Below are 26,188 nucleotides of genomic sequence, written 5' to 3' on the forward strand. Positions count from 1 at the left end.
CAGTCGGTGGTGACCCTGCGCCGTTCTGCATCTCGGAATCGCCCGGTGACCGTTAGGGACGGGCGATGTTCTCCCACAGGTCGAGCGCCTGCTGGTAGTGGGCGGTGGCCTCGAAGGGCGGGTTGCCGACGCTTCCCGAGGTGGGCCTGTCCGTGACGACGGGCCACAGACGGGTCTGCTCGCCGGTGACGAAGTCGAGCACGAGGTCGCGGATACGCGCGTCACGCTCGGCCTGTTCAGGGCTGCGGCCCGGCTGTTCCTGGCCGACGAGTGCGTACATCTCGCTGCCGTGCACGGCGGGCCTGCCCTCGGCCGGTCCGATCGTGAGGAGGTGGGCGTTGCCGCCCGCAGCGGCGTGAGCCAGGGCGCCGCGGGCGGCGGGGAGCCCGAAGATGTAGTCCGTCAGGAGCGCGGCGCGGACCTCGGCGGGGGTGCGGCCGCCCTGGTCGTAGGCATCGACGATCTTCTTCGCGCGGGAGCGGGGGATGCGCCAGCCCGCGATTTCGTCGATGATGCGGTCGACGGTGTGCGGGTCGAACCGGTCGAGGTCGTTGGCCACCCACCAGCCCATGTCGTCGCTGGCCATGCTCAGGAGTACGTCGATGTCCCGGTGCGAGCCCGAGGCCAGGACGTCCATGGGGTGGGCGTGCAGCACTGCGCCGGGCTGGCCGGTGTCCAGGACGACGCCGAGGCTTTTGCTGTCCATCCCGCCGCGGACTCCGAGGTCGGTCGGGGTGACCTTGTGCAGGGCGGTCACCAGGGAGGCCGGGTCGAGGTCGATCAGCTTGTCGGGGTTGCCCGCGACGCCGAGTTCGGTGACGAACCGCTCCGCGAGCTCCTCGGCCCACCAGGCGGGCTGGAGCCGGGTGGGCCCGGCGGAGAACCCGGCGAGTCGCCGGTACAGCCCGTCCGCGGCGGACGCACCGAGCAGCCCGAACGTGGAATAGGCGCCGGCGCTGTGGCCGTAGACGGTGACCTGGCCGGGGTCGCCGCCGAAGTGGGCGATGTTCTGCTTGATCCAGGTGAGCGCGGCGATGATGTCCTGCAGGCCGAGGTTGCTGGCCTCGGCGAGCCGCCCGCCGTACTGCGAGAGCGAGACCGCACCCAGCGCGCCGAGCCGGTAGTTGACCGACACGCTCACCACACGCCCCGATGCGGCGAGACCGGCGGCGTTCGAGGTGATCTGCGTGTTCGCGCCGAACTCGAATCCGCCGCCGTGGATGTACACGGCCACCGGTAGCGCCGTTCTGGTCGGCTGCGCTGGGGCCCAGACGTTCAGGTTCAGGCAGTCCTCGCCGGTCCCGCTGTCCGCTTCGAGCCAGTCGCCGCTGTCGGGCTGAACAGGGGCGACGCCCTTGCGGTCGTAGGGGCGGTCCGGGTCGAAGTCCGCGAGCACGGGGCGGCGGTATCGCTCGGCGGTGGCGAACGGGATTCCCCACCAGGACCGCACCCCTGGCGCAGTCGGGGCCGTGGGTGCGGTGGCGGTCATGATGTGTCCTTCCGGCGCGGTTCGGGTGTTCGCGCGGCGTGTCGGCGGCTGGTTGCTTACGGTGACGCTCTTCCATCATTTCCTGGGATTCGACAAATCGCCCTGCAGACACCGGTCACCTGGTGGTCACCAAGTGACACAGATTGAGCGCCTGGCCGCTACCGAGCCGGCTTACGGGCGTGCCGGCGGGTCATCAGGGTGATCGCGGTGAAGAGGAGCAACGCCTCGCTGTGCGCGGGCGGGCGCTCGTAATCGCGTGTCCGCCGCCGTGAGTGTGCGAATGTAGATCGAGCTCGCCGCCGCTGGGGATGCCGACGGCCTATTAGGCTTATGGGCGCTTGGTCAGTGCCGACGCCATGCCGATGACACAGGGGCTCGCCTCGGGCCGCGTGTCCATCGTGGACAGCGGAACCATGTCGTCGTCACGGTGGCCGGACGGCGCGTTGGCGCAGGCCCCGCGAAGGAGCCGGTTCAGCCAAGCGCAGGCATGGGTCTGCCTTCGGGTGATTGAGCTCAGCGGGCAGTGACTCGGATTCGTTTGTTATCTTGGGTGAAGCGGATCCGACTCACTGCCCGCTGTTTGCCGTGTCGGCGGTGACGTGCAACTACTCGTCGTGCAAGACGAGGGCCTGCCGCCGAGTGTGGAGCTGGTCAGCTCGGCGGTGAGTTGTTCGGATGTGGTGTCTGGTAGTCGTGCCGCGTCGACGAGCCCGGTCCGTGTGGCATGTCCGCGACGAGCGGATCCGGTCCTTCGGGCGTCAGCGTAGGATCCAGCAAGTTCTTTGTCCGGGACGGCTCTGTTGGGCGTCCGACAAGGGCGTCAGATCGAGTGCGCACGTGTTCGGCCAGTCGGTGCAGTGCGTGCTCGGTCCAGAGATCGGTGCGGCCACGGGTGCGTACCCGGCCTCCGCCGTTGACGTCCATGGTGACCGCGCAATGCCCGGGCACGATGGTGATCACGCGCAGGCGTGCGGTGAAGCTGCTTTCCGTGTTCGGGTCGCCGATGGTGATCCGCAGGAAGCGCCAGTCGATGTGGACGCGGCGGACGACGTCGAACTCGGGCCGGGCGGCGAACCACATGCGCAGCAGGCGAGGCGCGGTGAGCTCGACACGTAGGTTGTCCGGCAGCCAGTGTGCGGCGCTGTCCGGGTCGGTGAGCACGTCGAAGACGACCTCCGCGTCGGCGGGCATGGAGCGGGTTCTGCTCACTGCGGTACCTCGGAAGTCGTTGTGTGGCAGGGGGTCAGCGTCCACCCGTGAGCGATCTGCCGAGACGGTAGCGGACCAGGCAGTGGAGCATCTCGTCCATGGCTTCCGGTGCGATCTGGCCGGCGAGGTCTTTCCGAGCGGTCTGCACGGTCATGGCCACGAGGGATTCGGGCACCATGCCGTGGAACTCGTCGACCAAGTGTGCGACCACGTTCGTGACGTCCTGCACGTCGGCTCCTCCTTTCGGATCGGCGGCGTCGATTGTCATCCTGGCCCGGTCGCCGGGATTTGCACCTGACGACTGTCTGACGATGACGGCACGGGTGTGGTTGTCGCGGTGCGCTGGGTGATCGTCGGGGTCGGCGGGGACGGCGTGGGGCTGAGCGGTTCGGGCGCGTCCTGCATGGCGACGCCGCACGCGGTGGCCAGCGCCGCCACCAGGATCACGAGAGCCAGGAGCCGTTTCACCGCGCCTCCGGAAGTTCGACCACGAACCGGGCGCCGCCGCCGGGCCGGTCTTCCACCCAGACCTGGCCGTGGTGCCGGCGGACGTGTTGGGCGACAAGGGCGAGCCCGAGGCCGCTGCCGCCGTCGTTGCCGCGACGGCCGGCCGATGTGCCGCGGGCGAAGCGCTCGAACACGCGTTCCCGCAATGGAATCGGCACGCCGGGACCGCTGTCGTCGACTTCGAGCCGGACCCGGCCGTCGCGGCGCACCACGCCGATGCGTACGGGACCGGCGGCGTGGTGTTCGGCGTTGTCCAGCAGGTTGGCGAAGACGCGGTCGAGCCGACGCCGGTCGGCGAGCACGACCGGCGGAGGATCGGCGTGCTCGATCGGCACGTCCGCGCACGGCCGGGCGGCCAGCACGTGCCGGACGAGACCGACCAGTTCGACCTCCTCGAGTTCCTCGGCCCGGTCCTCTTGGTCGCCGCGGGAGATCTCCAGCAGGTCCACGACCATGTGGTGGAACCGGTGCACAACGGTGGTGAGCAGGTCGACGGCGTGACGCGCGGTCGGCGGCATGTCGTCCTTGCGTCGCCGCAGCACCTCGGCTGCGTTGACCACGATGGTCAGCGGAGAGCGCAGTTCGTGGCTGACGTCGCCGGCGAAGCGGGCGTCCTGTCGGACGCGGTGTTCGAGGGCGTCGGCGGTGGCGTTGAAGCTGGCGGCCAATGGGCGCAGATCGAGATCGTCCTGTTGGGGCACTCGTGCGGTGAGGTCGCCACCGGCCATTCTCGACGCGGCGGCGGTCAGCACGGTCAGCGGATGCAGTGCGCGGCGGCTGGTCCAGAACCCGAGGGTGACGCCGAACAGGGCGCTGAGGGCGGTGCCGATCATGAGCACCGTGCTCAGGAAACGAAACGTGCTGTCGAGTTGTTCGAGGGGGAACAGTTGCAGGTAGAAGTCGTTCTCGGCGCTCAGCGGCAGGCCGACGGCGAGCACGGGGATGTCGCCGACCATGAGCCGCTGCCGTGCGGCGGTCCGGTTGTGGGCGATGCCGAGCAGCGACTGCGGGAGTGCGGTCGGACCGAGCTGGCGGCCGCTGGTCAGCCAGCGGCCGGGTCGGCGCAGCAGGATCGAGGAGTTGGGGTCGGTGGTCAGGCCGGTGAGCAGTTCCTCCAGTCCGGAGGAGCCGGTGTGCAGTGACGCGTCGACGAGCCGGACGTTGACCTCGGCCTGCTGGGTCGCGCTCACCTCGCGCTGGCCGAGCATGTAGCCCGACGCCAGCTGCCACGTCGTCACCGCGAGCGCGCTGGTGAGCGCAAGGGAGCCCAGACCGAACGCGACCGCCACGCGCCAACGCAGCGACAGCCGCATGTCGTTCGCCTTCCCTCAGGGTCCGATGCCGATCCGGTAGCCATGGCCGCGGACCGTCAGCACGATGGTCGGCGTGTCCGGGTCGGGTTCGACCTTGCGGCGCAGCCGGCGGATGTGCACGTCCAGCAGCCGGGTGTCGGCGAAGTAGTCGTAACCCCAGACCCGTTGCAGCAGTTGTTCCCGGCTGACGATGCGACCCTCGGCGATCGCGAGCTCGACCAGCAGCCGGATTTCGGTGCGGGTCAGGTGGATCTCGGCGCCGTCGCGCCGCACGATGCCTTCATCGGGCCGGATGTGGATGTCGCTGACCGTGAAGGTGGCCGGCCGGTCCGGCATGCGGCGTCGTAGCAGGGCGCGGACGCGGGCAGCGAGTTCGCTGGCAACCAATGGCTTGGTGACGTGGTCGTCGGCGCCGGCCTCGAGACCCGCGATCACGTCGGTGGTGTCGGTGCGGGCGGTGACGATGATGATCGGCAGGTCGCCACGGCCACGCAGGGTGCGGCACACAGACAGGCCGTCCACCCCGGGCAGCATGAGATCGAGCAGCACCACGTCGACGTCGGTGGTGTCCAGCAGGGCCAGCGCGCTCTCGCCGGTGTCCGCGGTGAGCACGTCGAAGCCCTCGTCGGCGAAGGCCAGCTGGAGGGCTTGGGTGATCAGCTCGTCGTCCTCGACGAGCAGCACGCGGACGCTCACAGCGCTCCCTGCTCGTGGAAGCTCCGCCGCCAGGTGCCGCCGTCGAGCACGTAGACGCTGGTGCACGCCAGCCGCTCCGGCACGATCGAGTCGTTCCGGAGCAGTACGGCGGTGTAGATCACCACGGCGGCGGCGTCGGTCAGCTCAACTACCCGTGGGGCCTCCAGCCGACAGGCGCGCCACGGGGCAGGGGATGCGTAGTACTCAAGGACTTCCTTGCGTCGCAGCGCGTTGTCCGCCAGCAGGAGGACGGCCTCGTCGGTCATCAGGCCGTCGAGCAACTCCACTGCGGCGCCGGCGACGATCGCGTCCCAGCACGCGTGTTCCAGCTCCAGCGGTCCTGGGTTGTGCATTCGTGTGACGCCCCGCGCTCGGCTCGACAACAGTTTCCTAGCGGAATTGTTGGCCAGTGCATCACAATTCGGACGACGCGTCCAACGGTGCGGCCAGGTCGAGCCTGACGATTGCCTTGGGATGTCGAGGTCAGGACCAGATGGCGTCCAGCGAGGTGCCGACCGGCGGCTCGCCGCCGGCCTCGGCGAAGGCGTTGAGGGCGTCGACCATGCCGCGGCGGGTGTCCTCGGGCATCTTCGCGACGATCTTGGCGATCTCCTTGCGGCGTCGGGCGGTGACCTGGCGGACGACCTGCTGACCCCCGTCGGTGAGCTCGACCATGATCTCCCGTCGGGAGTTGGGGCTGGCGTCCCGGCGGACCATGTCCACGCCGACCAGCCGGTCGACCATGCGGCTGGTGGTGGACGGTGTGACGCCGAGGTGCTCGGCCAGCACGGCGTGCTTGAGCGGGCCGCGGGTGTGTAGGACCACGAGCAGGCGGAACTGGGGCAGGGTGATCGAGTCCTCGACCGCGGCGATGGACCGCGCGGACAGGGCTACCAGCAGTCGCGACGCGGTGAGCAGGGCGTCGGTCACGGCGTCCACTCCGGCGTTGCCCTCGGCAAATGTTGCACGGCGCATAGCGACCATCTTGCCAGCAGGTCAGGGCACCGGCACGTGCGCGTCGGCGCCGGCGATCAGCGGCGCGAGCAGCCGACTCAGGCCGGGCAGGCCGGCCGCGCTCACGACGGTGTCGCGCACCATGATCTGCCAGCGGCGGGTGGGAATGACCCAGTTCGCGGCTCGCCGGCCGGCCCGTTGCTGACGGTCGACGACCGGGTTGAGGTCGCGGTGGTAGCCGGCCAACGCCAGCGGGATGTCGGCGGCGTCGCGGACGTGGCGGGCCAGCAGGTAGCCGGAGTAGGCGGCCAGCGAAGCGCCTTGGCCGGCCAGCAGCGAGACCGCCATCCCCGCGTCCCCGACCAACGCGGTGTTCCCCAGGCTCAACGTGGGCATCTTGACCTGCGCCACGAGGTCGTAGAAGACCTGGTCAGCCGGTGGGCAGGAGGCCAGGGCGGCGTCGACGACCCAACCCATGCCCGCGTAGGCCTCGCGAATTGCGGCGACCGGGTCGGCGGGCAGGTCACGTGCGCAGGATTGGTGAATCAGGAACGAGGCGATGCGGCTGTCGGGCAGTCGGTAGAAGCCGGCCTGTCGGCCGGGCAGGGTGAGCATCCGCACCTGGGGGCCAAGCTCGGCGGCGATTCGCGCGTCGGTGAACAGAAACGCCGCTGTGTGGTAGCCGAGCGGGCGTAAGTACAGCTCGTCGGGCCCGAAGGCCATGCGGCGGGTATGGGAGCGAACGCCGTCCGCGCCGACGAGCAGGTCGACGACGTGCTCGCTGCCGTCGCTCAGCGTGACTTGCACCTCACCCATGAACTCCCGCACGCTGCGGACGGTCGTGCCGAAACGGCGTCGCACGTGGTCGGGCAGCGCGTTGTGCAGCACGCGGGCCAGGTCTCCGCGCATGAGGTTGGCCATCTTGCCGTCCATCAGGCGCTCGGCCACGGAGAAGTCCAGCCGGGCTGTCTGCCTGCCGTCGGCGTTGACGAACACGGCGGCGGGGATGTGCTGGGCGACCTCGCGCAGTTGGGGCAGCAGGTTCATCCGGTCGATCACGTCGTAGCCGGGGCGGCCGAAGTCGATCAGGTAGCCGGCGGCGCGCAGGGCCGGATCGCGTTCGACGAGAATGACGTCCCAGCCGTACCGGCACAGCCACCACGCCGTGGTCAGGCCCGCGATAGCGGCACCGCACACCATCGCTCTCATCGGCCGTACCCCGTCCTGTCACGGAAGTCACCACGAATACCTAGTGCAAGTATTGCATACTACAACGGTGGCACAGGGAAATGGAACATGGCGGCGCGGGCTGCCGCTGCCGGCGCGGCAGCCGGTCGGTGAGTGGCTGCGCGAGAGCCGGACGGGCATCGTCGTGCTCGCGGTGGTCATCGGCGCGGGCGCCGGGCTGGGCGCGATCGTGTTCCGCTGGCTGATCGGGAGCTTCACCCGCCTCTTCTCCGGGCACGCCGACTACTCCGTGGCCGGCGGGCAGGCCCACCCCTGGCTGCCGTGGCTGGGACCCTGGTTCCTGCTGCTCGCCCCCGTGGTCGCCGGCCTGCTCTACGGACCGCTGGTGCACAGGTTCGCGCCTGAGGCCCGCGGCCACGGCGTGCCGGAGGTGATGTACGCGGTGGCCAAGCGCGGCGGCCGCATTGCCCCGCAGGTCACAGTGGTCAAGGCGCTGGCCTCGGCGATGTGCATCGGCTCCGGTGGCTCCGTGGGTCGCGAGGGCCCGATCGTGCAGATCGGCTCCGCGTGGGGATCCGCCCTCGGGCGGGTGTTCCGGCTGCCGGAGTCGCGGCTGCGGGTGCTGGTCGCGTGTGGCGCTGCCGGGGGCATCGCAGCGACCTTCAACGCCCCGCTGACGGGCCCGTTCTTCGCGATGGAGCTGATACTGCGGGACTTCGCGGTGGAATCCTTCGGCGCCGTGGTGCTGGCCAGCGTCACCGCGAGCGTGATCGGCCGGGCGGCCTTCGGCTCGACAGCCTTCCTGGAGCTGCCCGCGTTCTCGGTGCGCTCCCCGTGGGAGTACCTGCTGTTCGTGTTGCTCGGTGCGGTCGTCGGTGGCATCGGCGTGCTGTTCACCAAGGTTCTGTACTGGATCGAGGACCTGTGCGACTGGGCGTGGCGCTTCCCGGAGTGGCTGCGTCCGGCGGTCGGCGGACTGCTGCTGGGCGGGCTGCTGTTGCTGCTGCCGCAGATGTACGGCGTCGGCTACCCGGTGCTGCAGAACGCCGTCGAGGGCAAGTACGTGCTGGGGCTGCTGGTGTTGCTGCTGGTGGGCAAGATCGTGGCGACCAGCCTGACCATCGGCATCGGCGGCTCGGGCGGGGTGTTCGCGCCGTCGCTGTTCATCGGCGCGATGGCCGGCACCGCCTTCGGCGAGATCGCCCACGCGGTGCTGCCGGGGATCGCCGGCTCGCCCGGGGTGTACGGCCTGATCGGCATGGGCGCGGCGTTCGCCGGCGCGGCCCGGGCCCCGATCACGGCCGTGATCGTGCTGTTCGAGCTGACCGGCGAGTACACGATCATCCTGCCGTTGATGGCCGCGATCGTGATCGCGACCTTGGTCAGCCGGACCCTGAGCAGGGACAGCATCTACACGCTCAAACTGCGCCGGCGTGGCATCGACCTGGACGCCCGCCCAGAGCCGGCCGTGCTGGCAGGAATGACCGTCGCCACCGTGGTGGAGGACCTGCCGGAACCACTGGACGAACAGACGGACCTGCGAACCGCCGCGCACGCGCTGGCGCTGTCCGGCCACGGCATCCTGCCGGTGGTCGGTGCGGACGGGCGCTACCACGGTTGTGTGACCGCGCGGGCGGTCGCCGAGGCGCTGGGGGATGAGCAGTCCCGTGACCACACGGTGGCCGATCTGGCCGAGCTGCCACCCCTGGTCACCTGCGCCTCGCCGTTGCCCGAAGCGCTGGGTGCGTTGGTTAGCGCGCAGGGCACCGGCCTGCCGGTCCTCGACGACGAGGCGACCGAGCTCGTCGGCTGGCTCACCCACCAGTCACTGCTGCGCGCCCTGCAACCCGAACCCGTGAGGAACCAGGCATGAAACTCGTGGAACACAAGCCGACAGGCATGCTCAGAGCGCTACTGAGGCTGCCGATCTGGTTCTACCGCAACGGCTTCGGCCGGCTGTTCGGCCACCGCCTGCTCTACATCGCGCACATCGGGCGGAAGTCGGGGCTGCGGCGGGAGGTGGTGGCCGAGGTCGTGCGCTACGACCCGGCGACACCCGAAGTGGTGGTGATCGCCGCGTGGGGGCGGGAACCGTACTGGTACCGCAACCTCAAGGCCGCACCGGCCGCGGAGATCCGCATTTCGTCTCAGCGATGGGAAAGGCCGCGGCACAGGTTCCTCGACTCCGTGGAAACCCTGGCCGTACTGCGAGACTACCGCCGGGCGCATCCGCATGCCTGGAAGCGGATCGCACCCATCCTGGGCTTCCCGGTCGACCTGGACACCGAAGCCCAGCCCGGCGCGCACGCGATCGCGTTCACCCGATGACTCCGCTGACCTGGTCGACCTTCTTCACGACCTGGACGTTCTCGCCGGTCGCGGACCCGCTCGTGCTGGTCGCGGCCGCGCTGTACGGGTGGGCCGTCACCCGGGCTCGTGGCTGGCCGGTGCGACGGACGCTGTGCTTCGCGGCGGCGCTGGTGGCGTTGGTGATCGCTGTGGACAGCAGCGTGGACGCCTACAGCCACATGCTGTTCTCGATGCACATGGCCCAGCACCTGCTGCTGATCATGGTCGTGCCGGCGCTGCTGGTGCTCGGCCACCCACTGGAGTTGGCCCGTCGCGCGACGTCCGCGCAGTTCACCGTGCACACCTCGGCCGCGCTGGGGTTGGCCTGCTACACGGTGGTTCTGGTCGGCACGCACCTGACGCCGTTCATGCAGGTGATGCTGGAGCACCCGGTGGTGCACGGCGTCGAGCAGGTGCTGTACCTGGTCAGCGGGTACCTCCTGCTGCTGCCGTTGGTCGGCGACGAGCCGGTGCGGCGCAAGGTTTCCCACCTGCTGCGGCTGCTGGTGCTGTTCATCGCGATGGTCGTGGACGCCGTGGTCGGCGTGGTGCTGATGATGACCGCCTACGAGCCGTTCCCCGGCTATCTCGCGCAGCACCGGACGTGGGGCCCGGATCCGCTGACCGACCTGCACTGGGGCGGCGTGGCGATGTGGGTCGGCGGCGACGGCCTGATGATGTTGATCGGCATCGTGCTCATCGGGCAGTGGATCGCCAACGCCGGCCGCAACGACACCGGCCCTTGGCTGGACGCGGCCCGGCGCAAAGCGCTGACCGATGCGGGCGTCGACCTGAATGAGAACCAGGACCTCGACTCCGACGCCGCGCTGGAGGCCTACAACACGATGCTGGCGCGCATGGCGATGCCACAGCCCCGCGTCCCGGCGAACGATCGTGAAGATCGCTAGCGTGCTGGTGGCCGCGGCCCTGCTGTCCACCGCCTGCACCCCGCCCGGAGCCGCCCCACCCGCCCCACCCGCCCCACGGCCGAGCATGGCCTACGCGCGGGGAGCGATCCGCGCCCGGGAGCTGCCGGGCCTCGGCGACGTCCTCACCACCGACGGCGGCTTCACGCTGTACGTCTTCGAGCCGGACGGGCACCAGGCCGTCAGCTGCACCGACGCCTGCGCCGGCAGCTGGCCGCCGCTGTTCGAGCCACCCACCGGCAGGCCTCCCGCCGGGCCGGGCGTCTGCGCCGCCATGATCGGTGCCACGTTCGATCCCGACGGCGGCCAGGTGATCACCTACGCCGGCTGGCCGCTCTACACCTACGCCAGCGACCTCGCGCCGGGCCAGGCCAACGGGCAGGCGCTCAACCTCAACGGCGGCCCCTGGTACGTCATCCGCCCCTCCGGACAAGTCGTCGAATCCACGGGAGTCTCATGACCGACCACCCGATCGGGCGCCGCGCCGTCGTGCTCGGCGGCGTCGGACTGGCCGGCCTCACCCTGGGCAGCAGCGGTGCCATCGTGGCCGACGAGCTGATCCCGGCGGCCGACCGGACACAGCTGCCAGCCACCGAGGATCTGATGACCGACCACGGACTGCTCAAGCGGATCCTGCTCATCTACCGCGAGGGCAGCCGACGGCTGCGCACCGGCGACGCCCTCGACCCGAACACAATCTTCCACTCCGCCCAGATCGTGCACGACTACATCGAGAGCTTCCACGAGGGCATCGAGGAAGGCTTCATCTTCCCGGCGCTGGTCAAGGCCAACACGCTGGCCGACACCGTGCGGACCCTGCTGGTCCAACACGACCGCGGCCGCAAGATCACCGTCGCGATCATCGGCGCCACGTCCGCGATGGCCATGAACGGCATGCCAGCCGCGCCCGGGCTGCGCACCGCCGCCGGACGGGCGCGGGTCGCCCGCTGGCTCGACGCGTTCGTCACCATGTATGAGCCGCACGAAGCCCGTGAGGACACCGAGGTGTTCCCGGCCTTCCGCCGCGTCACCACCGACCGGCAGTTCGCGCTGATCTCCGAGCAGGTCGCCGAGGCCCAGCGCCGCGACTACGGCGACAACGCCATCGCCCACTTCCTGGCGCAGATCGCAGGCATCGAGAAGCAGCTCGGCATCCACGACTTGAACGCCTTCACCCCGCCGGAGCCGACATGAGACTGAGACCGCCACGCGTGCCGCTCGGGCCGGTGGACCCGTTCTGCTGGGTGTTCGTCGGCACCATGGCACTGGTCGGCACGGCGGCGGTCGTTCTGGACGCCGCGGAGATCGGCATCGCCCTGTTCGGAGTGGGGGCCGCGGCCGCGGTCTTCGACTCCTGGACGAATCGCCGATGAGCCGGCATTGGTGGTTCGCCGCTATCCTCCCGATGACTGACGGGACAGGGGAGGCGCGGTGGCGGATGTCGAGCCGTTCGGACTGATCGTGCTGGTGGCGGCACTCGCGGCGCTGGCCGCCGTGCTGTCCAACCGGATCAGCGGCTGGCTGCGCATCCCCGCCCCGGTGATCTTCCTGGTCTGTGCCGCGGCCGCGTCGGACTTCGTGCCGGTGTTGGGCGGTCTGTCGACGAGCGTGGTGCAGCGCATCGTCACCGTCGCCTTGGTTATCGTGCTGTTCGACGGCGGGATGCACATCGGCTGGAAGCGTTTCCGGTCCGCGGCCGTGCCGGTGGCCTGGATCGGTGTGGCGGGTACTTTCGTCACCGCGGCGGTCGTCGCCGTGGCCGCGCATCTGCTGTTCGGATTCGACTGGCAGATCGCGTTGATCATTGGCACCGCCCTCTCGCCGACCGATCCCGCGGTGGTGTTCTCCGTACTGGGCCGCCGCGAGATCACCGGGCGCACCGGCGTGATCCTGGAGGGCGAGTCCGGCGCCAACGACCCCGTGGGCATCGCGCTGATGGTCAGTCTGCTCGCCGGCGGGTTGAATGTCGGTTCTGTTGCCGGCGACTTCGTGCTGCAGATGGTGATCGGCGGTGTGGTCGGGGTTGTCGGCGGCAAGCTGCTGATGATCGTGATGCGGCACGTGCAACTGCCCAGCGAGGGCCTGTACGCGTTGCGCACCTTGGCGATGGCCATGGCGCTGTACGGGATCGCGACCGTGGCGCACGGGTCCGGCTTCCTGGCGGTGTTCGTCGCCGGCATCCTGGTCGGCGACGAGCGGGCTCCGTACAAGGCGGAGATCAAGCGGTTCCACGCCTCGCTGTCCAGCATCGCCGAGATCGTGGCGTTCGTCGTGCTCGGCCTGACCGTGAATCTGCACAGCTTGCCCGACGGCAACGCCTGGGTGATCGGCCTGGTGCTCGCGGTGCTGCTGGCGTTCGTGATCAGGCCGCTGTTCGTAGGGCTGGTGCTGCTGCCGGTGCGGCTGCGGCTGGGGGAGCGGGTGTTCGTGCTGTTCTCCGGGCTCAAGGGCGCGGTGCCCATCCTGCTCGGCACCTTCGCCGTCGCCTCCGGCATGGGCGACAGCACCCGGATCTACGACGTGATCTTCGTTGTCGTGGCCTTCTCGGTGCTGGTGCAGGGCGGTCTGGTGCCAGTGGTGGCGCGCTGGTGCGGGGTGCCCATGCGCGAGGTCGAGCCGACGCCGTGGGGCCTCGGTGTGCGGTTTCGTGAGCGGCCTGAGGGGCTGCGGCGGCTGCGGGTGGCGTCGGGCGCTGCCGCCGACGGGCGGGCGATCGAGGAGCTCGACATCGGCGAGACGGTGTGGATCAGCATGGTCATTCGGGACGCGCAGCCGCTGCACGTGCGGGCCACCACCGTGCTGCAAGCCGGCGACGAGGTGCTCGTGCTCGTGGATCCGGAGGAGCCACGCGATCCGACCCCCGTGTTCACCGCTCCGGTCAACGGCTGAGCAGCCACCTGCTCAGACCGCGCAAGGCTCTTTGCGGACCAAGGGCGACGCGGCGGACCGCGTGGCGCAGCACGAAGTGACTCGTCGAGCCCAAGGGATCGGTCGACCAATGCCCGCCCCGGTGCGGCGGCCGCCGCGCCGCATTCGATGGTCACGCCCGGGCGGACGTCCGGGCAGATGCTCGGTCCACAAGGTGTGCAGCGCCACCAACGGGCGTCTGTGTATCGCGGCATCGCGCGGCCCATGACAGCGTCACCCGCGGTGTCCGTGCCGTCGTGGTCGACGCCGATCGGTCCGGGTTGACACCTCCTGCCGCAACAATTGTGCAAGACAATACTTGGCTTGTGCTACGACACCGCCGGTATCGGCAACTGGGTGTAGTCGACATCGCCGGTCTTCTCCAACACCTGGATGTGAGTCTTGATGAAGTCGTTGGCCGCGTCCGCGAGTGGCCGCACGACCGAGTTGCGGGTGTCGGCGCGGACCTGGGCGATCAGGATGAAGGCCTCGCCGTGGGCCTGACGCAGCGTGTTCGTGTAATCCGTGTCGAACACGACGCCGGTCTCGTCGCGCATCCGGTCGATGCCGACCTGCATGTCTGGCGCGGGCTTGCCCGGCAGGGTGATGCCCAGCGTCTTCGCCGCCTGCAGGTCCATGTTCTGCAGCTGCACGTGCTGCGAGATGATCGTCTGCGCCGCCTGCTTGACCTGCGGGTTCTATGAACGCTGTGCCGCCCACTGGGACGTGGTGATCTCCCGCAGACTGGTCTCCCGCACCAGGTTCATCAGCTTCATGTCCGCCGCGCTGAGCGGCCCGTACTGGGTCTCAGTCAGCGACTGGTCGGCCGTTGAGGGCTGGATCGTCGCGAGGACCGTGCTCGGCGGTGGGGCCACCGCCGTCGGCTGCGCTGCCGCGCAGGAGGCGCTCGACAGCACCGCGACGGTGCCACACAGGACGAACAGCAGTGTTCGAACGGGTCGGCGTGCCATCGAGGGCCTCCACTACGAAGGTTGCATGATCTGACTGTTGCCTACTGCGTCGACGGGTACGCGGCGGCGACTCGCAGGGTTCACCGCGTCGTTTCGAACCCAGTCGAGTGCATCAAGAAACAATTGCACATAGACACGTTTGTGCTGGGCTCGGCCGGGTAGATGGACCGTGGTGACTGCCGGGAGGGCGGAGGTGCGGATGGCAGACAAGCGCGAATCGGCCAGCGGTCTGACGCGGGCCGAGTTGGTGCACAAAGGGCTGGCCGACGACAGCGTGCGACTGACCCGCTACCTCGACCGATGGCCGGTCTTCGGTACTCGCGCGGAGCGGCGAGCCCGCCGGCATACTCTGTCATTCCTGGGGTTGGCGGTGCTGTTCGGGCTCGGCTTCCTGGTGGTCTACATCGGATGGCCCTGGCGATACGTGCCGCCGGAGCATACCGGCGCCGACGGGTACTCCTGGTACACGCCGCTGCTGGGTGTGTGCGGCGGCGGCTGTCTGCTGTCGTTGGCGATCGGGTTGTTTCTCTACGCCAAGAAGTTCCTGCCCGAAGAGGAAGCCGTCCAGCAGCGCCATGACGAGCCCTCGCCGGAGTTCGGGCGCGCGAAGACCTCGGCGATGCTCACTGACGCGGCACAACGCAGCGGAGTGCCGCGTCGGAGGCTCATGCTGGGCTTTGCCGGGGCCGGCGTCGCGTTGCCCGCTCTCGGCGCCGTGGCAGTCGCGGTGGGCGGCCTGATCCGCAATCCGTGGGGCGAGCCGAAGGCGCGGGACACGCTCTGGCACACCGGCTGGCACTCGCCCAACGGAGAAACCGTCTTCCTTCGGCAGAACACCGGCGACCCCCACGACGTTGTGCTCGTCCGGCCGGGGGACCTCGATTCCGGCGCGATACTCACCGTGTTCCCGTTCCGGGAGTCCGAACGAGGCGACCCGGACGCCCTGTCGGAGGCGCTCACTCGTGCGGACAACCCGGCGCAGCTGATCAAGCTCCGGCCCGGGCAACACGTCACGCCGCGACCGGGGCTGGCGGACTACCACTTCGGCGAGCTCTACGCGTACTCGAAGATCTGCACGCACCTGGGATGTCCGGTGTCGCTGTTCGAGCAGCAGACCGACCGGTTGTTGTGCCCGTGCCACCAGTCGCAGTTCGACGTGCTGCGCTCGGCGGTGCCGGTGTTCGGACCGGCGGTGCGTCCGCTGCCGCAACTGCCCATCGCCGTGGACGAGGGGACCGGCTATCTGATCGCGCGGGGGGACTTCTCGGGCGCCGTCGGGCCGGGATTCTGGGAGCTGGGGTCATGAGCCGGTTTCGGGAGAAGCCCCGCGGTCAGCTGTTCGAGTCGGGCACGGTGAGCAGGGCTGTCGACGACCGGTTCCACTTCATGTCGGGCCTGCGCCGGCAGATCAGCAAGGTGTTTCCGACGCACTGGTCGTTCATGCTCGGCGAGATAGCGCTGTACAGCTTCATCGTCCTGCTCGTCACCGGGACGTATCTGGCGCTGTTCTTCGACCCGTCGCTACAGGAGATCACCTACCACGGCTCGTACACGCTGCTGCGCGGCGTGCAGATGTCGCGGGCGTTCCAGACGACGCTGGACCTGTCCTTCGAGGTGCGTGGCGGCCTGTTCGTCCGGCAGATCCACCACTGGGCCGCGTTGCTGTTCATGGCCGCGATCATCACGCACATGCTGCGGATCTTCTTCACCGGCGCGTTCCGCCGGCCGAGGGAGACCAACTGGGTGCTCGGGATCGTGCTGTTCACGCTCGGCATGGTCGAGGGCTTCGCCGGCTACTCGCTGCCTGACGACCTGCTGTCGGGCACGGGCCTGCGCATCATGTCGGGCATCGTGCTGTCGGTCCCGGTGATCGGCACGTGGCTGCACTGGCTGGTGTTCGGCGGCGAGTATCCCGGCGAGATCATCGACAGCCGGCTCTACATCGTGCACGTGCTGCTCATTCCCGGGCTGATCCTGGCGCTCATCGCGGTGCACCTGGCCGTGGTCTGGTACCAGAAGCACACCCAGTTCCCGGGACCGAAGCGCACCGAACGCAACGTTGTCGGCGTACGGATCCTGCCGACGTTCGCCCTCAAGAGCGCCGCGTTCTTCATCTCGGTCGCCGGCATGCTGGCCCTGCTCGGCGGTGTCGCGCAGATCAATCCGATCTGGAACTACGGCCCGTACGAGGCCTCGATGGTGTCGGCGGGTTCGCAGCCGGACTGGTACATCGGTTGGTTGGAGGGGTCGCTGCGGTTGATGCCGGCGTGGGTGATCCTGATCGGCGGCCACTATCGGGTGCCGGTGCCGTTCTGGCCCGCGGTGGTTCTGCCGATTGTCATGATCGGTGTGGCCGCGGTGTACCCGTGGATCGAGAAGCGCCTGACCGGCGACCGGGCGCACCACAACCTGCTGCAACGCCCGCGCGACATGCCGGTGCGGACCGGGATCGGCGTGATGGCTGTGACCTTCTTCCTGGTGCTGCTCGTGTCCGGCGGCAACGACATCATCGCCGACAAGTTCCACATCGCGTTGGAAGCCACGGTCTGGATCGGCCGCATCGCGCTCATCGTGCTGCCACCGCTGGCCTATCTCCTCGCCTACCGGTTCTGCCGAGGCCTGCAACGCAAGGAACGGACCGTACTGGAGGAGGGCGTCGAGACCGGCATCCTCCGCCGCACGCCCGCCGGCGACTTCGTCGAGGCGCACCAGCCGATCGGACCCGTCGACGAGGACGGCGAACAGAAGCCGTTGCCTTACGAGGGCTCGCGCGTGCCGCGCCGACCGAACGAACTGGGACTGGCGGGCCAGCCGGTACCGGGAACGATGTTCAACCCAGATCCGCCCGGCGAGGAGACCGAGCTGGACGACGCCCGCGCGGAGCAACAGCGTCGCTGGGAACGATTCGTGGGCAAGGACTCATGACGGGAGGCATGTCGCCGATGGGACTTCGTGTCCGGTTCGCGCCGATGCTGGCGGTCGCCCTGCTCTGTGGGGCGTGCACGTCGGTGGGCTCGGCGCGGCAGGAGCCGACACCGACCAGCACCGTGACGACCGGCGGCGGTGCTGCGATCGAGGGCACGTTCGAACAGGTCGTGCGCCAGGTGCTGCCCTCGGTGGTGCGGATCTCGACCGACAAGGACCTCGGGTCCGGCGTGGTGTTCGACAATCGTGGCGACATCGTCACCAACGCGCACGTGCTCGCCGGCGCTGACACCATGCAGGTCAGCCCGGCCACCGGTGGCGCGCCGCTGACCGGGCACCTGCTCGGCGCCTACGCGCCGGACGACCTGGCGGTGGTCCGGATCAACGGCGCCGCGCCGCCGCCGGCGAAGTTCGCGGACTCGGGCAGGCTGGTGGTCGGGCAGATCGTGCTGGCGATGGGCAACCCGCTCGGGCTGACCGGCAGCGTCACCGAGGGCATCGTGTCCGCGGTGGGGCGGAGCGTGTCGGAGCCACCGAGTGCGAGTTCTCCGGGCACGACCATCACCGACGCGATCCAGACCTCGGCAGCCATCAACCCGGGCAACAGCGGCGGCGCGTTGGTCGACACCGCCGGCCAGGTGGTGGGCATCCCGACACTGGCGGCGACCGACCCCCGAACTCGGGGGGAGTGCCGCGCAGGGTATCGGGTTCGCCATCCCCAGCAGCACCGTCACCGACATCGCCGGGCAGATCGTGCGCGACGGCAAGGTGACCAACTCGCACCGGGCGGCGCTCGGCATCGCGGTTGAGACTGTCGTCGGAAACGATGGCCGACCAGTTGGGGCTGGTGTGGTTCGGGTCGATCCCGGTGGCCCCGCGGACAAGGCCGGCATCAAGCCCGGTGACGTGATCACCGTTGTTGGCGGAGTCTCGGTGACGGACACGAGTTCGCTTGAGGCGGTGCTGGCCAAGTCCAAGCCCGGTGACACCGTGCCGGTCCAGGTCAAGCGGGCCGGCACGACGTCGACGGTGAAGGTGACGCTGGGTCAGCTGGCCGGTGGCTGAGCGGCGGTTTCCTTGACCGGACGAACCGACAACTGCTGTTGCGTCGGCATGTGCTTGGCGCAAGCGCGAGCATGCGGCTCGGTGAGGAACACCGGGACCGTATCGTTCGGCGGGTACACCCGCAGGCCGGCGGCGTCGACCGGCTGGCAGCTGCCGGCCGGGTAGTTCGCCACGTCCACCTGGTCGACCGTCGCCGACGCCTGTTGTCCCGGGTGGAGCGTCACGGTGGGAGTGGCGGCGTTCGACCGCGCCGCCGCGTCCCCGATCTGGTCGCCGCCCTTGCCGGTGACGTAGGAGACGCCGGGATAGCCAGTGATCGTGCACGCCGCGGCGCTGTTGTTGGTGAAGGTCACCGGAATGTAGAAGTGCCCGGCGGTGCCGCTGCCGTGCCCGAGCGCGACGGTCAGCGCCTCGGTGGTGCACCGGTCCGCCGTCCGGGCGTGCGTCGTGGATGAGGTGACGGTCTGCGTCACGGACGAAGTGGATACGGCTGCAATGGGACCATACTGCTGACCGCAGGCCGTCATCGCGGCGGCAACAACCCCGACACCGAGAAGCTGTGCCGCACTGCGCGTTGTCCTGTGCATCTGTGCCTCCTTTTCATGTGGACGGACAACGGGGGCTACCCGCGCCGGTGGCGGTCACACGGCTGGCGGCCACAATTCGAGCGACAGTCATCTTCTGGTTGCCTCGCCGCCGGTCACGACCTCGATCGCGATGCCGGACACGATCATCCGGACCGGCAGGTAGACGTCGAACTGGCGGGCCGCCGCGAGGTCCCACGCGAGCATTCCGCCGTAGCAGACTATGAGCAGCAAACCGAACAGCCGGGCTCGGTCCTCACGGCCGGCCAGCAGCAGACCGACCACGCCGGTCACCAACTGCGCCCAGTGCTGGACGGGACTGAGCGCCAGGATGTGCAGAACCGCGGCGCCGAAGTTGAACGCCCCGACCGCGAACGCGATCTTCTGCGGCTTGGCGATGACGGGAGTGCCTTTGACCGTGGCCACGTACCCGGCGTGCCCGCGGTGGCGCCGCCCAAACGGGCGGCCGAGTCCGTTCAGGTGTGGTCGCCGGTCAGCTGCCGTTCGATGTCCTCCAGGCTGCGGCCCTTCGTCTCGGGCACCCGCCACCAGAACAGCACCAGCGCGACCGCGGCGATCACGGCGTAGAGCAGGAACGTCCCCGAGCGGGAGATCCAGTCCACCAAGGTCAGGAACGTCAGGGACACCACGAAGTTCGCCGCCCAGTTGACCACCGTGCAGGCGGACATCGCGACACTGCGCACCCGCAGCGGGAAGATCTCCGAGATCATCAGCCAGAAAACCGGACCAAGCCCGACCGCGTAGGACGCCATGTACAGCAGCAGGGCGGCGAGCGCGAGCCAGGGCGCTTGGTGCTGGAGCGGCGCCACCGCGAAGAAGACCGCCAGCGCGGCCAGGCCGACCAGCAGGCCGGCGGTGCCGGTCAGCAGCAGGCCTCGACGTCCGACCCGATCGAGCAGGAGGATCGCCACCACGGTGAACACCACATTGGTGACGCCGATGAACACCGTCTGGCCGATCGCGCCACCGGCGCTGACTCCGGTGGCGGACAGGATCTTCGGCGCGTAGTAGATGACCGTGTTGACGCCGACGAACTGCTGTGCCACCGCGAGACCGATGCCGATCCACAGCAACGGGCGCACCCGCCGGCCCCTCAGGTCCGAGAGGCGGCTGCCGCGAGCCTGTGCGGACGACCGGCGGATGTCGGCGAGCTCGGCCTCCACGTCGGCATGCGGATCGCCCTTGCGTAGCCGGCTGAGCACCTCACGTGCCTGACCGGTGCGGCCCGCCTCGACGAGCCACCGAGGCGAGTGCGGCACGGCCAGCATGCCGATGGCCAGGGCCGCGCCCGGCACCGCCGCAATGCCCAGCATCCACCGCCAGTTGTCGGAGACGTCGTGGAAGGCGAAATCGACCAGGTACGACACGGCGATGCCGATGGTGATCGCCAACTGGTTGAACGAGGTGAGGCCGCCGCGGGCTCGTGGTAGCGCGAGTTCGGAGATGTACATCGGACTGACGAAGGAGGCGGCGCCCACGGCCAGGCCCAGCAGGAACCGGAAGCCGATCAACATGCCGGCGTCGACCGACAGGGCCGAGCCGAGCGCGCCGACGAAGTAGACCGAGCCGGAGAGCACCTTCGTCCAGCGCCGACTGATTCGGTCGGCCAGCCAGCCGGATCCGACCGCGCCGACCATGGCTCCCAGCAGCAGGACACTCACGATCGCTTCCTGCTCGAACGTGCCGGCGTGCATCTCTTGCCCGATGTACAGCAACGCTCCGGAGATCACGCCGGTGTCGTAGCCGAACAACAGCCCGCCGATCGCCGCGATCGCGGCCATCCGGGCGATCAGCGCGTTGTTTCCCTCTCGGAGGGCGGAAACGAATCCGTTTGCCACCTGTGCCTCCCACCGTAGAAGCCGATGGGCGGCGGGTACCCGGTTGGGTACGGTGTGAACTGCGGACTCAGACTTGGCGCCAGGGTGCGGTCGCCTGCAACACGGCGGAGCGCAGCGCCTTGGTGCGCAACCGGGAAACTTCGCGGTACTCCGGGTCGGAGACCATCGTCAGGAACGCGGCCCGACTGGGGTAGCGCACCAGGAGAACGGCGTCCCACGGGCCGTCCTCGCCGCTGACCAGAGCCGTCGAGCCAGTGCCGGAGTAGAGCACCTCACCGCCCACCGCCGGCAGGAACCTGGCCCCGACCTGGCGTGCGTACTCGTCGTAGTCGGCTCGACCGCCGTCGGCGAAGCGGAGCAGGTTGAGCATCACGACGGGCCCGCCGTCGTCCTCGCTGGTGAATCGTTCGATGTCGGCACGCTTCGGGTCGACTGCCATGGTGTGCTCCTGTCCGTCGGAGGACCTCAGCCTACGAGCCGGCACGGGCACGTACCGGCTCAGCGCGCTGGTCAGCAGGATGGTCACCGCGAGCCCGACCACCAGCCCGATCAGGGGTGGACCTGGGCGGCTGATCCCGCTGGAGACGAGCAGCGCCGTGGCGGCCGCCGGCGCGTGATGGATGTCGAACAGCGCCAGCACGAGCACGGTGAGGCCGACCGCGACTCCCTGAGCGATGCTCTGCGTGAGGCTCTCGCGGTGCAGTTCGACCACCGACGGGTGCGTCCACAGGCCGAACACGGCCAACGCGACCAGACCGGCAGTGAACGCGACCGCGTGCCCGACGACGGCGTTGCGTACCCGTGCCTCCAGGCCGCTGTGGCGGACCAGCATGACGTAGGCCGTGGGACCCAGAGAGGTCGCGAGCAACATCTGATGGGTGAGCCAGCCGGCCACGCCCACCGCGGCCAGCGACACCCCGACCAACACGCTGACTCGCAGTGCGGCGGCAACGCGCCCGGCGCCAGGCGCGGTCACCATAGTTCGGTAAGGCAACAGTTGCGTCGGACAAGGATCATGAGCCAGGGTCTCCCTGTATGCCGAAGGATATTCCGCGAGAGGCCCCCAGGCCAGCGGGCTGCCGCCGGTCGGGAGCTTCCACGACGTGCGGTGGTTGATGGTCCATCACGACTCCTGGTTCACCTTCATAGCGGAGTCGCTGCTGGCAGTGATCGTGCGTACCTGGCAGGCGCCAGCCCTGGCGGTGCGCATCAACCCCGCATGGCCCGCCGCAGCGCCGGACGCGTCCTTCGGTCAGGACGGTTGTTCCGCCTGAAGAACCTGCGCTTGGCCACGTCGGCGCGTGAGTAGCGCCCGGCGCTCGTCCTCGTCCTGGCCGCCCCACACGCCGTACGGTTCCTCGTGTCGGATCGCGTGCCGCCGGCACTCGACGATCACCGGACACCGTTGGCAGACCTGCTTGGCCAGATCGGCACGGAGCCGTTTCGCGGGACCACGTTCCTGGTCGGGGTGGAAGAACACCGCGTTGTCGGAGTCCCGGCACGCCCCGCGCAGCTGCCACTCCCACACCACCCACAGTGCCTGCGGTGTCCTCCTCCTGCTGGTCATGACGCGAATCCTCCTCATGTACGTGCGGAGCGTCGTCCGGCAGCGTGTTCCCCGCTGATGTGCGGCCAAACAATTGATCAGAGCAATAGTTTGTTAGTGCGTTTCGGGGGCTCGGCAGCGGGTAGGCATCGGGTGTCGCAGGGCAACTCGGGAGCGGAGAGACATGACAACCAAGGTCGCGGACTATGTGCTCGAACGCCTGCGCGAGTGGGGTGTGCATCGGGTGTTCGCGTATCCGGGGGACGGCATCAACGGGCTGCTGGGGGCGTTCGATCGAGCGAGCGGGGATCCGGAGTTCATCCAGCCCCGGCACGAGGAGATGGGCGCGTTCATGGCGTGCGCCCACGCGAAGTTCACCGGTGAGGTGGGCGTGTGCATGGCGACGTCCGGGCCGGGCGCGGTGCACCTGCTCAACGGCCTGTACGACGCCAAGCTGGACCACCAGCCGGTGGTGGCGATCGTCGGGCAGCAGAAGCGCACCTCCCAGGGGTCGCACTACCAGCAGGAGATCTCGCTGGAGAACCTGTTCGCCGACGTGTCGGAGTTCTGCCAGGTGTGCATGCACCCGGCGCAGGTGCGCCACGTCATCGATCGGGCGTTCAAGACCGCGCTGACGCTGCGCGGCGTCGCCACTGTGATCATTCCGGAGGACGTGCAGGAGGAGCCGGCGCAGCCCTCGCCGCCCAAGGCGCACGGTTCGGTGTTCTCCAGCGTCGGCTGGAGCCAGCCGCGCATGCTGCCCGACGAGGGCGAGCTGCGCCGCGCGGCCGAGGTGCTCAACGAGGGCGGCAAGGTGGCGATGCTGATCGGTCAGGGCGCCGCACACGCCGCACCCGAGGTGGTCGAAGCGGCCGAGATCCTGGGCGCCGGCGTGGCCAAGGCGCTGCTCGGCCGTGAGGTGCTGCCCGACGACCTGCCGTTCGTCACCGGCCCGATCGGCCTGCTGGGCACGAAACCCAGCGACGAGATGATGCAGGGCTGCGACACCCTGTTCATGATCGGCACCAGCTTCCCCTACAGCGAGTGGCTGCCCGACGAGGGTCAGGCCCGCGGCGTGGAGATCGACATCGACGGGCGGATGATCGGCATCCGCTACCCGATGGACGCGCACCTGGTCGGTGACGCGCGCGAGACGCTCAAGGCGCTGATCCCGCTGCTGAAGCGCAAGACCGACCGGTCGTGGCGGGAGGCGATCGAGAAGAACGTGCGCACCTGGGACCGGGTCATGGCCGACCGGGCCGGGCAGCACTTCGGCGGGGTGATCAATGTGATCAGCGTGAGGCGGTGCGGCAGCAACCTCGAGCACGGCCTCGCCTGTTAGGCCCTCGCTTGGCTCACCGTGTGGGCGGGCGTGTATCGAGCCACCGCTGGGTCTTGGCGACCGCGAGGTGCGCGCGATGGCACCGTTCCCGCGCCTTGTGACCGGCATATGCCAGGTGTTCAGCATGGATAGCGCTGGTCAGTGCACGCCGTTCGTACAGCTCAGCGGCATGTTGGTGCAGTTGAGCGGAATCCTGGAGCACGGCCAGCGACCGAGCCACTGCGGCGTGGCTTCGGCGTCGACCTGTGGAACGCTCACTCGCTCTCAAATGTCGGCCCGCATAACCCCACTGTCCGCTGTTCGGTGGCAGGAGGCAACCCGCCGACACCGTCGCCGCGCGCAGCTTGTCTGGCCCCTTGCGGCCGTTGCGGCTGTGAGTACCGTCGGTAACGCCGCGTCCAGACCCCGCGCAGCCCGCTGCTGCTGGGGCCCGGGTCGGTCCACCGTGCTCGGCCCTGGCAGCACGTGCGGACTCACACCGTCCAGATCGTGAACGCGCCCCGTGGGGCGGGCGGAACCGGGCGTAACAGTTCCAGTTCATCGGCGGTGAAGTACAGGCCGCCGCTGCCGGCGTGCGCGGCAGTGCGGGCCACCTCCCCGACAGTCTCTGTGCTCAGTCCGTCGGCCGGGGTCGCCAGCGCACGGATCACGGCCGTGGACACCACACCCACGGCGATGTCCGGTGGTGGTTGCGGCATGTCCGGTACCAGGCTGCTGACTACGGCTGAGGCGTCGAGCAGGAGCCATCGTGGCTCGTGCTCGCTGCTCGTCGTCGAGGGCCTGGGGAGAGCGGGCTTGCGCGGCGGCGACCGTGGCCAAAGCCGTGCAGGGCGTCGCACCTGCCAGACAGCGTTGACGATGCGTGCCGGTGACGCGACTGTTCCGATGCTGGGATTTGCACCGCAGTGCCCAGTGCTGAGTGGCCTCTCGTGCCAGTCCCCCGAGCTGAGGGGCCGCTCGCATGTTCGGGTTACGAAAGGTAATCAGAGCTGGTTCTGTGCGGCTGCTACTCCCTGTCGCGGCCACGGGGAGTAGCAGTTGTAGGGGCGTGTAGGCGGAGTTACCGTAGGAGGGGTCAGCGAACACGACCGCTGCGTGGCGCTGTCTCAGGGCGGGCAGGAGACGCTCGGGCGCGTCCTCGTGGCCGTCCGCACAGGAGTGTGTGATGACTCTGGACGTACTTGCTACATCGCGGGTGGTTCGGATGCCTCCGCCGCTCGACGTTGTCGTCAAGCACTTGGAGGTTGTCGTCGAGCACGTAGAGACGGTGCCGATCGTCCACCTCGTCGGCGAGGTGGATCTCGCCAGTGTCGGTCTTGCTGCCCGGCCGATCCGTCAGGAGTTGGCGTCAGCACCGCCGACGATGGTGGTTGACCTGTCGCCGGTGACGTTCTTCAGCGCGTCGGGTCTCACGCTGTTGGTGCAGACCCGTGCTGCGGCCGGCCGGGCGCAGACTGACGTGCAGGTGGTGGCCGGTCAGCCAGCCGTGTTGCGCCCGCTGGCTCTGACCGGGTTGGCGAATGTGTTCGACATGTATTCGACGGTGGACTGTGCGCTGAGGGCTGTCGGCCTCGCGGCTTAAGCCCGGATTGCCGAAGTTTCTCCGCTATCGACCGGGCCGTGACGGCCGCTGCTGAGTTAGGCGCCGGGCCGGGTGGTTGGCCTGCCGCCGGCCACGCGCACGCCGAGCTCGCAGGGCAATCCGCGCAGGGCATCGATGGTCGCCTTGTCGGCGACCTCGGCTTCGCCCTCGTGGAAGATGACGCCGAGGTCGTGCACGATCAGTTCGGGGTGCGGGCTGCTGGTGAACTTCACGCCGCCACCGTCGTCGTGGTCAGACCGATGATCTTGCCGTGGGCGATCTCCGGCCCGTACTCCAAGCCGAACGCCACGTAAATCTGTGCCTTGTCCGTCGAGCCGGTCTTGGCCAAGGGCTCGGAGAACAGGAACCCTCGCCCGGGGGCCTCCAGGAACACCGGGGCGCACTGGCCGAGACTGATCGGCACAACCTGGTCGGCCGACATATCCCGGTTGAGCGCGACGCTGAGCTGGCCGAAGTCGGTCTCGATTGTGGACACCGCGACACCGTCGACGTTGCGGGAGACCTCGCGGTAGTTCTTCTTGGTGATGAACTCGTTGGTCAGCTGTCGCTTCTGCCACCGCCCCGCACATCAACGTCGCGGCCTCCGACACCTGGATGCCGCCGGAGGTCCACACCGCCTGCAACAGGTCCAGGACCAACTTCTCGGTCAGCGGCGCGGGCTGTCAAGCCCCGGGTTTGATGGAGACTGAGTTAACTGGTTTCCAGGGTTGCGGCGACCGGGCGGGTCATCGCGTGGAGCGCCTCGTACTCGACGG

30 protein-coding genes and 2 pseudogenes are annotated in these 26,188 nt (G+C 69.1%); 13 read left to right on the top strand and 19 right to left on the bottom strand.

Annotated elements, in window-relative coordinates; translation table 11 throughout:
• Positions 1 to 52: 52 nt before the first annotated feature.
• The 9 genes from AB0M73_RS42015 to AB0M73_RS42055 form a co-directional block, all read right to left on the bottom strand.
• Positions 53 to 1,492, bottom strand: a complete 1,440-nt coding sequence (locus AB0M73_RS42015; RefSeq protein WP_363904026.1) for a carboxylesterase family protein — start codon at positions 1,490 to 1,492, stop codon at positions 53 to 55.
• A gap of 648 nt (positions 1,493 to 2,140) precedes the next feature.
• Positions 2,141 to 2,698 carry an SRPBCC family protein gene (locus AB0M73_RS42020; RefSeq protein WP_363903936.1) on the bottom strand — a complete coding sequence of 186 codons (558 nt, stop codon included), beginning with the start codon at positions 2,696 to 2,698 and terminating at the stop codon, positions 2,141 to 2,143.
• 34 nt (positions 2,699 to 2,732) lie between these two features.
• Positions 2,733 to 2,927 carry a hypothetical protein gene (locus tag AB0M73_RS42025; protein WP_363903939.1) on the bottom strand — a complete coding sequence of 65 codons (195 nt, stop codon included), beginning with the start codon at positions 2,925 to 2,927 and terminating at the stop codon, positions 2,733 to 2,735.
• A 35-nt stretch (positions 2,928 to 2,962) separates the two neighbouring features.
• Entirely contained in the window at positions 2,963 to 3,166 is a 204-nt protein-coding gene (locus tag AB0M73_RS42030) for a hypothetical protein (RefSeq protein ID WP_363903942.1), read from the bottom strand.
• Entirely contained in the window at positions 3,163 to 4,518 is a 1,356-nt protein-coding gene (locus AB0M73_RS42035) for a HAMP domain-containing sensor histidine kinase (protein WP_363903945.1), read from the bottom strand. Before AB0M73_RS42035 ends, AB0M73_RS42030 begins: the two co-directional genes overlap by 4 nt.
• Positions 4,519 to 4,533: 15 nt before the next feature.
• Entirely contained in the window at positions 4,534 to 5,214 is a 681-nt protein-coding gene (locus tag AB0M73_RS42040) for a response regulator transcription factor (protein WP_363903948.1), read from the bottom strand.
• On the bottom strand, positions 5,211 to 5,567 hold the full coding sequence (locus AB0M73_RS42045; RefSeq protein ID WP_363903951.1) for a nuclear transport factor 2 family protein: 357 nt from the start codon (positions 5,565 to 5,567) through the stop codon (positions 5,211 to 5,213). Before AB0M73_RS42045 ends, AB0M73_RS42040 begins: the two co-directional genes overlap by 4 nt.
• A gap of 130 nt (positions 5,568 to 5,697) precedes the next feature.
• Positions 5,698 to 6,189: a MarR family transcriptional regulator gene (locus tag AB0M73_RS42050; RefSeq protein ID WP_363903954.1), complete on the bottom strand. Its 492-nt coding sequence runs from the start codon at positions 6,187 to 6,189 to the stop codon at positions 5,698 to 5,700.
• Between the two features lie 21 nt (positions 6,190 to 6,210).
• Positions 6,211 to 7,377 (bottom strand): FAD-dependent monooxygenase, encoded by a 1,167-nt coding sequence (locus tag AB0M73_RS42055; protein WP_363903957.1) that lies wholly within the window; start codon positions 7,375 to 7,377, stop codon positions 6,211 to 6,213.
• Between the two features lie 67 nt (positions 7,378 to 7,444).
• On the opposite strand from AB0M73_RS42055, the gene AB0M73_RS42060 reads away from it, so the two are divergent.
• The 7 genes from AB0M73_RS42060 to AB0M73_RS42090 are packed head-to-tail and all read left to right on the top strand — an operon-like array spanning position 7,445 to position 13,520.
• On the top strand, positions 7,445 to 9,229 hold the full coding sequence (locus tag AB0M73_RS42060; protein ID WP_363903960.1) for a chloride channel protein: 1,785 nt from the start codon (positions 7,445 to 7,447) through the stop codon (positions 9,227 to 9,229).
• Entirely contained in the window at positions 9,226 to 9,684 is a 459-nt protein-coding gene (locus tag AB0M73_RS42065) for a nitroreductase family deazaflavin-dependent oxidoreductase (RefSeq protein WP_363903963.1), read from the top strand. Before AB0M73_RS42060 ends, AB0M73_RS42065 begins: the two co-directional genes overlap by 4 nt.
• Positions 9,681 to 10,613: a cytochrome c oxidase assembly protein gene (locus AB0M73_RS42070; RefSeq protein WP_363903966.1), complete on the top strand. Its 933-nt coding sequence runs from the start codon at positions 9,681 to 9,683 to the stop codon at positions 10,611 to 10,613. The genes AB0M73_RS42065 and AB0M73_RS42070 overlap by 4 nt, the downstream gene beginning before the upstream one ends.
• Positions 10,600 to 11,091, top strand: a complete 492-nt coding sequence (locus AB0M73_RS42075) for a hypothetical protein (RefSeq protein WP_363903969.1) — start codon at positions 10,600 to 10,602, stop codon at positions 11,089 to 11,091. Before AB0M73_RS42070 ends, AB0M73_RS42075 begins: the two co-directional genes overlap by 14 nt.
• Positions 11,088 to 11,825, top strand: a complete 738-nt coding sequence (locus AB0M73_RS42080; RefSeq protein ID WP_363903972.1) for a hemerythrin domain-containing protein — start codon at positions 11,088 to 11,090, stop codon at positions 11,823 to 11,825. Before AB0M73_RS42075 ends, AB0M73_RS42080 begins: the two co-directional genes overlap by 4 nt.
• Positions 11,822 to 12,004 carry a hypothetical protein gene (locus tag AB0M73_RS42085; protein WP_363903975.1) on the top strand — a complete coding sequence of 61 codons (183 nt, stop codon included), beginning with the start codon at positions 11,822 to 11,824 and terminating at the stop codon, positions 12,002 to 12,004. Before AB0M73_RS42080 ends, AB0M73_RS42085 begins: the two co-directional genes overlap by 4 nt.
• A gap of 58 nt (positions 12,005 to 12,062) precedes the next feature.
• The gene (locus tag AB0M73_RS42090; RefSeq protein ID WP_363903983.1) at positions 12,063 to 13,520 is read left to right on the top strand and encodes a potassium/proton antiporter; all 1,458 of its coding nucleotides are present in this window, start codon (positions 12,063 to 12,065) and stop codon (positions 13,518 to 13,520) included.
• 347 nt (positions 13,521 to 13,867) lie between these two features.
• On the opposite strand, the pseudogene AB0M73_RS42095 reads toward AB0M73_RS42090, so the two are convergent.
• Positions 13,868 to 14,224, bottom strand: a pseudogene (locus AB0M73_RS42095) (DUF4142 domain-containing protein); the annotation flags it as partial.
• A 12-nt stretch (positions 14,225 to 14,236) separates the two neighbouring features.
• Entirely contained in the window at positions 14,237 to 14,509 is a 273-nt protein-coding gene (locus AB0M73_RS42100; protein WP_363903986.1) for a hypothetical protein, read from the bottom strand.
• A gap of 199 nt (positions 14,510 to 14,708) precedes the next feature.
• Between AB0M73_RS42100 and AB0M73_RS42105 the strand changes: the two genes are divergently transcribed.
• The 4 genes from AB0M73_RS42105 to AB0M73_RS42120 all read left to right on the top strand — a co-directional run bounded on the left by AB0M73_RS42105 (position 14,709) and on the right by AB0M73_RS42120 (position 18,499).
• A complete protein-coding gene (locus AB0M73_RS42105) occupies positions 14,709 to 15,815 on the top strand; it encodes a ubiquinol-cytochrome c reductase iron-sulfur subunit (RefSeq protein ID WP_363903988.1) in 1,107 nt (368 codons plus the stop codon).
• Between the two features lie 80 nt (positions 15,816 to 15,895).
• Positions 15,896 to 17,434 (top strand): ubiquinol-cytochrome c reductase cytochrome b subunit, encoded by a 1,539-nt coding sequence (locus AB0M73_RS42110; protein ID WP_363904029.1) that lies wholly within the window; start codon positions 15,896 to 15,898, stop codon positions 17,432 to 17,434.
• 17 nt (positions 17,435 to 17,451) lie between these two features.
• On the top strand, positions 17,452 to 18,243 hold the full coding sequence (locus AB0M73_RS42115; RefSeq protein ID WP_363903991.1) for a trypsin-like peptidase domain-containing protein: 792 nt from the start codon (positions 17,452 to 17,454) through the stop codon (positions 18,241 to 18,243).
• 40 nt (positions 18,244 to 18,283) lie between these two features.
• On the top strand, positions 18,284 to 18,499 hold the full coding sequence (locus tag AB0M73_RS42120; RefSeq protein WP_363903994.1) for a PDZ domain-containing protein: 216 nt from the start codon (positions 18,284 to 18,286) through the stop codon (positions 18,497 to 18,499).
• Here AB0M73_RS42120 and AB0M73_RS42125 read toward each other — a convergent pair.
• From AB0M73_RS42125 to AB0M73_RS42145, 5 genes are all read right to left on the bottom strand, one after another.
• Positions 18,481 to 18,972, bottom strand: coding sequence for a DUF4232 domain-containing protein (locus AB0M73_RS42125; RefSeq protein ID WP_363903997.1), 492 nt, complete (start codon positions 18,970 to 18,972; stop codon positions 18,481 to 18,483). The two genes, AB0M73_RS42120 and AB0M73_RS42125, sit on opposite strands and share 19 nt — an antisense overlap.
• 201 nt (positions 18,973 to 19,173) lie before the next feature.
• On the bottom strand, positions 19,174 to 19,509 hold the full coding sequence (locus AB0M73_RS42130; protein WP_363904000.1) for a DUF4383 domain-containing protein: 336 nt from the start codon (positions 19,507 to 19,509) through the stop codon (positions 19,174 to 19,176).
• Between the two features lie 50 nt (positions 19,510 to 19,559).
• A complete protein-coding gene (locus AB0M73_RS42135) occupies positions 19,560 to 20,942 on the bottom strand; it encodes a sugar porter family MFS transporter (RefSeq protein ID WP_363904003.1) in 1,383 nt (460 codons plus the stop codon).
• Between the two features lie 67 nt (positions 20,943 to 21,009).
• Positions 21,010 to 21,918 carry an HPP family protein gene (locus AB0M73_RS42140; protein ID WP_363904006.1) on the bottom strand — a complete coding sequence of 303 codons (909 nt, stop codon included), beginning with the start codon at positions 21,916 to 21,918 and terminating at the stop codon, positions 21,010 to 21,012.
• Positions 21,919 to 22,194: 276 nt separating this feature from the next.
• Positions 22,195 to 22,509 (bottom strand): WhiB family transcriptional regulator, encoded by a 315-nt coding sequence (locus AB0M73_RS42145; protein WP_363904009.1) that lies wholly within the window; start codon positions 22,507 to 22,509, stop codon positions 22,195 to 22,197.
• 163 nt (positions 22,510 to 22,672) lie between these two features.
• On the opposite strand from AB0M73_RS42145, the pseudogene AB0M73_RS42150 reads away from it, so the two are divergent.
• Positions 22,673 to 23,725: pseudogene (locus AB0M73_RS42150) on the top strand (thiamine pyrophosphate-binding protein); the annotation flags it as partial.
• A gap of 578 nt (positions 23,726 to 24,303) precedes the next feature.
• Here the strand turns inward: AB0M73_RS42150 and AB0M73_RS42155 are convergent.
• Complete coding sequence (locus tag AB0M73_RS42155) at positions 24,304 to 24,528, bottom strand: hypothetical protein (RefSeq protein ID WP_363904012.1); 225 nt, start codon at positions 24,526 to 24,528, stop codon at positions 24,304 to 24,306.
• Between the two features lie 467 nt (positions 24,529 to 24,995).
• On the opposite strand from AB0M73_RS42155, the gene AB0M73_RS42160 reads away from it, so the two are divergent.
• Entirely contained in the window at positions 24,996 to 25,412 is a 417-nt protein-coding gene (locus tag AB0M73_RS42160; protein WP_363904015.1) for an STAS domain-containing protein, read from the top strand.
• A gap of 56 nt (positions 25,413 to 25,468) precedes the next feature.
• Here AB0M73_RS42160 and AB0M73_RS42165 read toward each other — a convergent pair whose 3' ends face one another.
• Both AB0M73_RS42165 and AB0M73_RS42170 read right to left on the bottom strand, forming a co-directional pair.
• A complete protein-coding gene (locus AB0M73_RS42165) occupies positions 25,469 to 25,645 on the bottom strand; it encodes a hypothetical protein (RefSeq protein WP_363904018.1) in 177 nt (58 codons plus the stop codon).
• Positions 25,642 to 25,974, bottom strand: a complete 333-nt coding sequence (locus tag AB0M73_RS42170) for a DUF5309 family protein (RefSeq protein ID WP_363904032.1) — start codon at positions 25,972 to 25,974, stop codon at positions 25,642 to 25,644. The genes AB0M73_RS42165 and AB0M73_RS42170 overlap by 4 nt, the downstream gene beginning before the upstream one ends.
• Positions 25,975 to 26,188 lie beyond the last annotated feature (214 nt).

The sequence above is a fragment of the Kutzneria sp. NPDC051319 genome, from assembly GCF_040682195.1.
Classification (GTDB): Bacteria; Actinomycetota; Actinomycetes; order Mycobacteriales; family Pseudonocardiaceae; genus Kutzneria.

What these genes read in the sequence shown, in the direction of transcription:
- AB0M73_RS42035 (WP_363903945.1), bottom strand. Translation starts at nt 4,518, where the DNA reads ATGCGGCTGTCGCTGCGTTGGCGCGTGGCGGTCGCGTTCGGTCTGGGC.
- AB0M73_RS42045 (WP_363903951.1), bottom strand. Translation starts at nt 5,567, where the DNA reads ATGCACAACCCAGGACCGCTGGAGCTGGAACACGCGTGCTGGGACGCG.
- AB0M73_RS42050 (WP_363903954.1), bottom strand. Translation starts at nt 6,189, where the DNA reads ATGCGCCGTGCAACATTTGCCGAGGGCAACGCCGGAGTGGACGCCGTG.
- AB0M73_RS42055 (WP_363903957.1), bottom strand. Translation starts at nt 7,377, where the DNA reads ATGAGAGCGATGGTGTGCGGTGCCGCTATCGCGGGCCTGACCACGGCG.
- AB0M73_RS42065 (WP_363903963.1), top strand. Translation starts at nt 9,226, where the DNA reads ATGAAACTCGTGGAACACAAGCCGACAGGCATGCTCAGAGCGCTACTG.
- AB0M73_RS42070 (WP_363903966.1), top strand. Translation starts at nt 9,681, where the DNA reads ATGACTCCGCTGACCTGGTCGACCTTCTTCACGACCTGGACGTTCTCG.
- AB0M73_RS42080 (WP_363903972.1), top strand. Translation starts at nt 11,088, where the DNA reads ATGACCGACCACCCGATCGGGCGCCGCGCCGTCGTGCTCGGCGGCGTC.
- AB0M73_RS42085 (WP_363903975.1), top strand. Translation starts at nt 11,822, where the DNA reads ATGAGACTGAGACCGCCACGCGTGCCGCTCGGGCCGGTGGACCCGTTC.
- AB0M73_RS42100 (WP_363903986.1), bottom strand. Translation starts at nt 14,509, where the DNA reads ATGGCACGCCGACCCGTTCGAACACTGCTGTTCGTCCTGTGTGGCACC.
- AB0M73_RS42105 (WP_363903988.1), top strand. Translation starts at nt 14,709, where the DNA reads ATGGCAGACAAGCGCGAATCGGCCAGCGGTCTGACGCGGGCCGAGTTG.
- AB0M73_RS42110 (WP_363904029.1), top strand. Translation starts at nt 15,896, where the DNA reads ATGTCGGGCCTGCGCCGGCAGATCAGCAAGGTGTTTCCGACGCACTGG.
- AB0M73_RS42115 (WP_363903991.1), top strand. Translation starts at nt 17,452, where the DNA reads ATGGGACTTCGTGTCCGGTTCGCGCCGATGCTGGCGGTCGCCCTGCTC.
- AB0M73_RS42145 (WP_363904009.1), bottom strand. Translation starts at nt 22,509, where the DNA reads ATGACCAGCAGGAGGAGGACACCGCAGGCACTGTGGGTGGTGTGGGAG.
- AB0M73_RS42155 (WP_363904012.1), bottom strand. Translation starts at nt 24,528, where the DNA reads ATGCCGCAACCACCACCGGACATCGCCGTGGGTGTGGTGTCCACGGCC.
- AB0M73_RS42160 (WP_363904015.1), top strand. Translation starts at nt 24,996, where the DNA reads ATGACTCTGGACGTACTTGCTACATCGCGGGTGGTTCGGATGCCTCCG.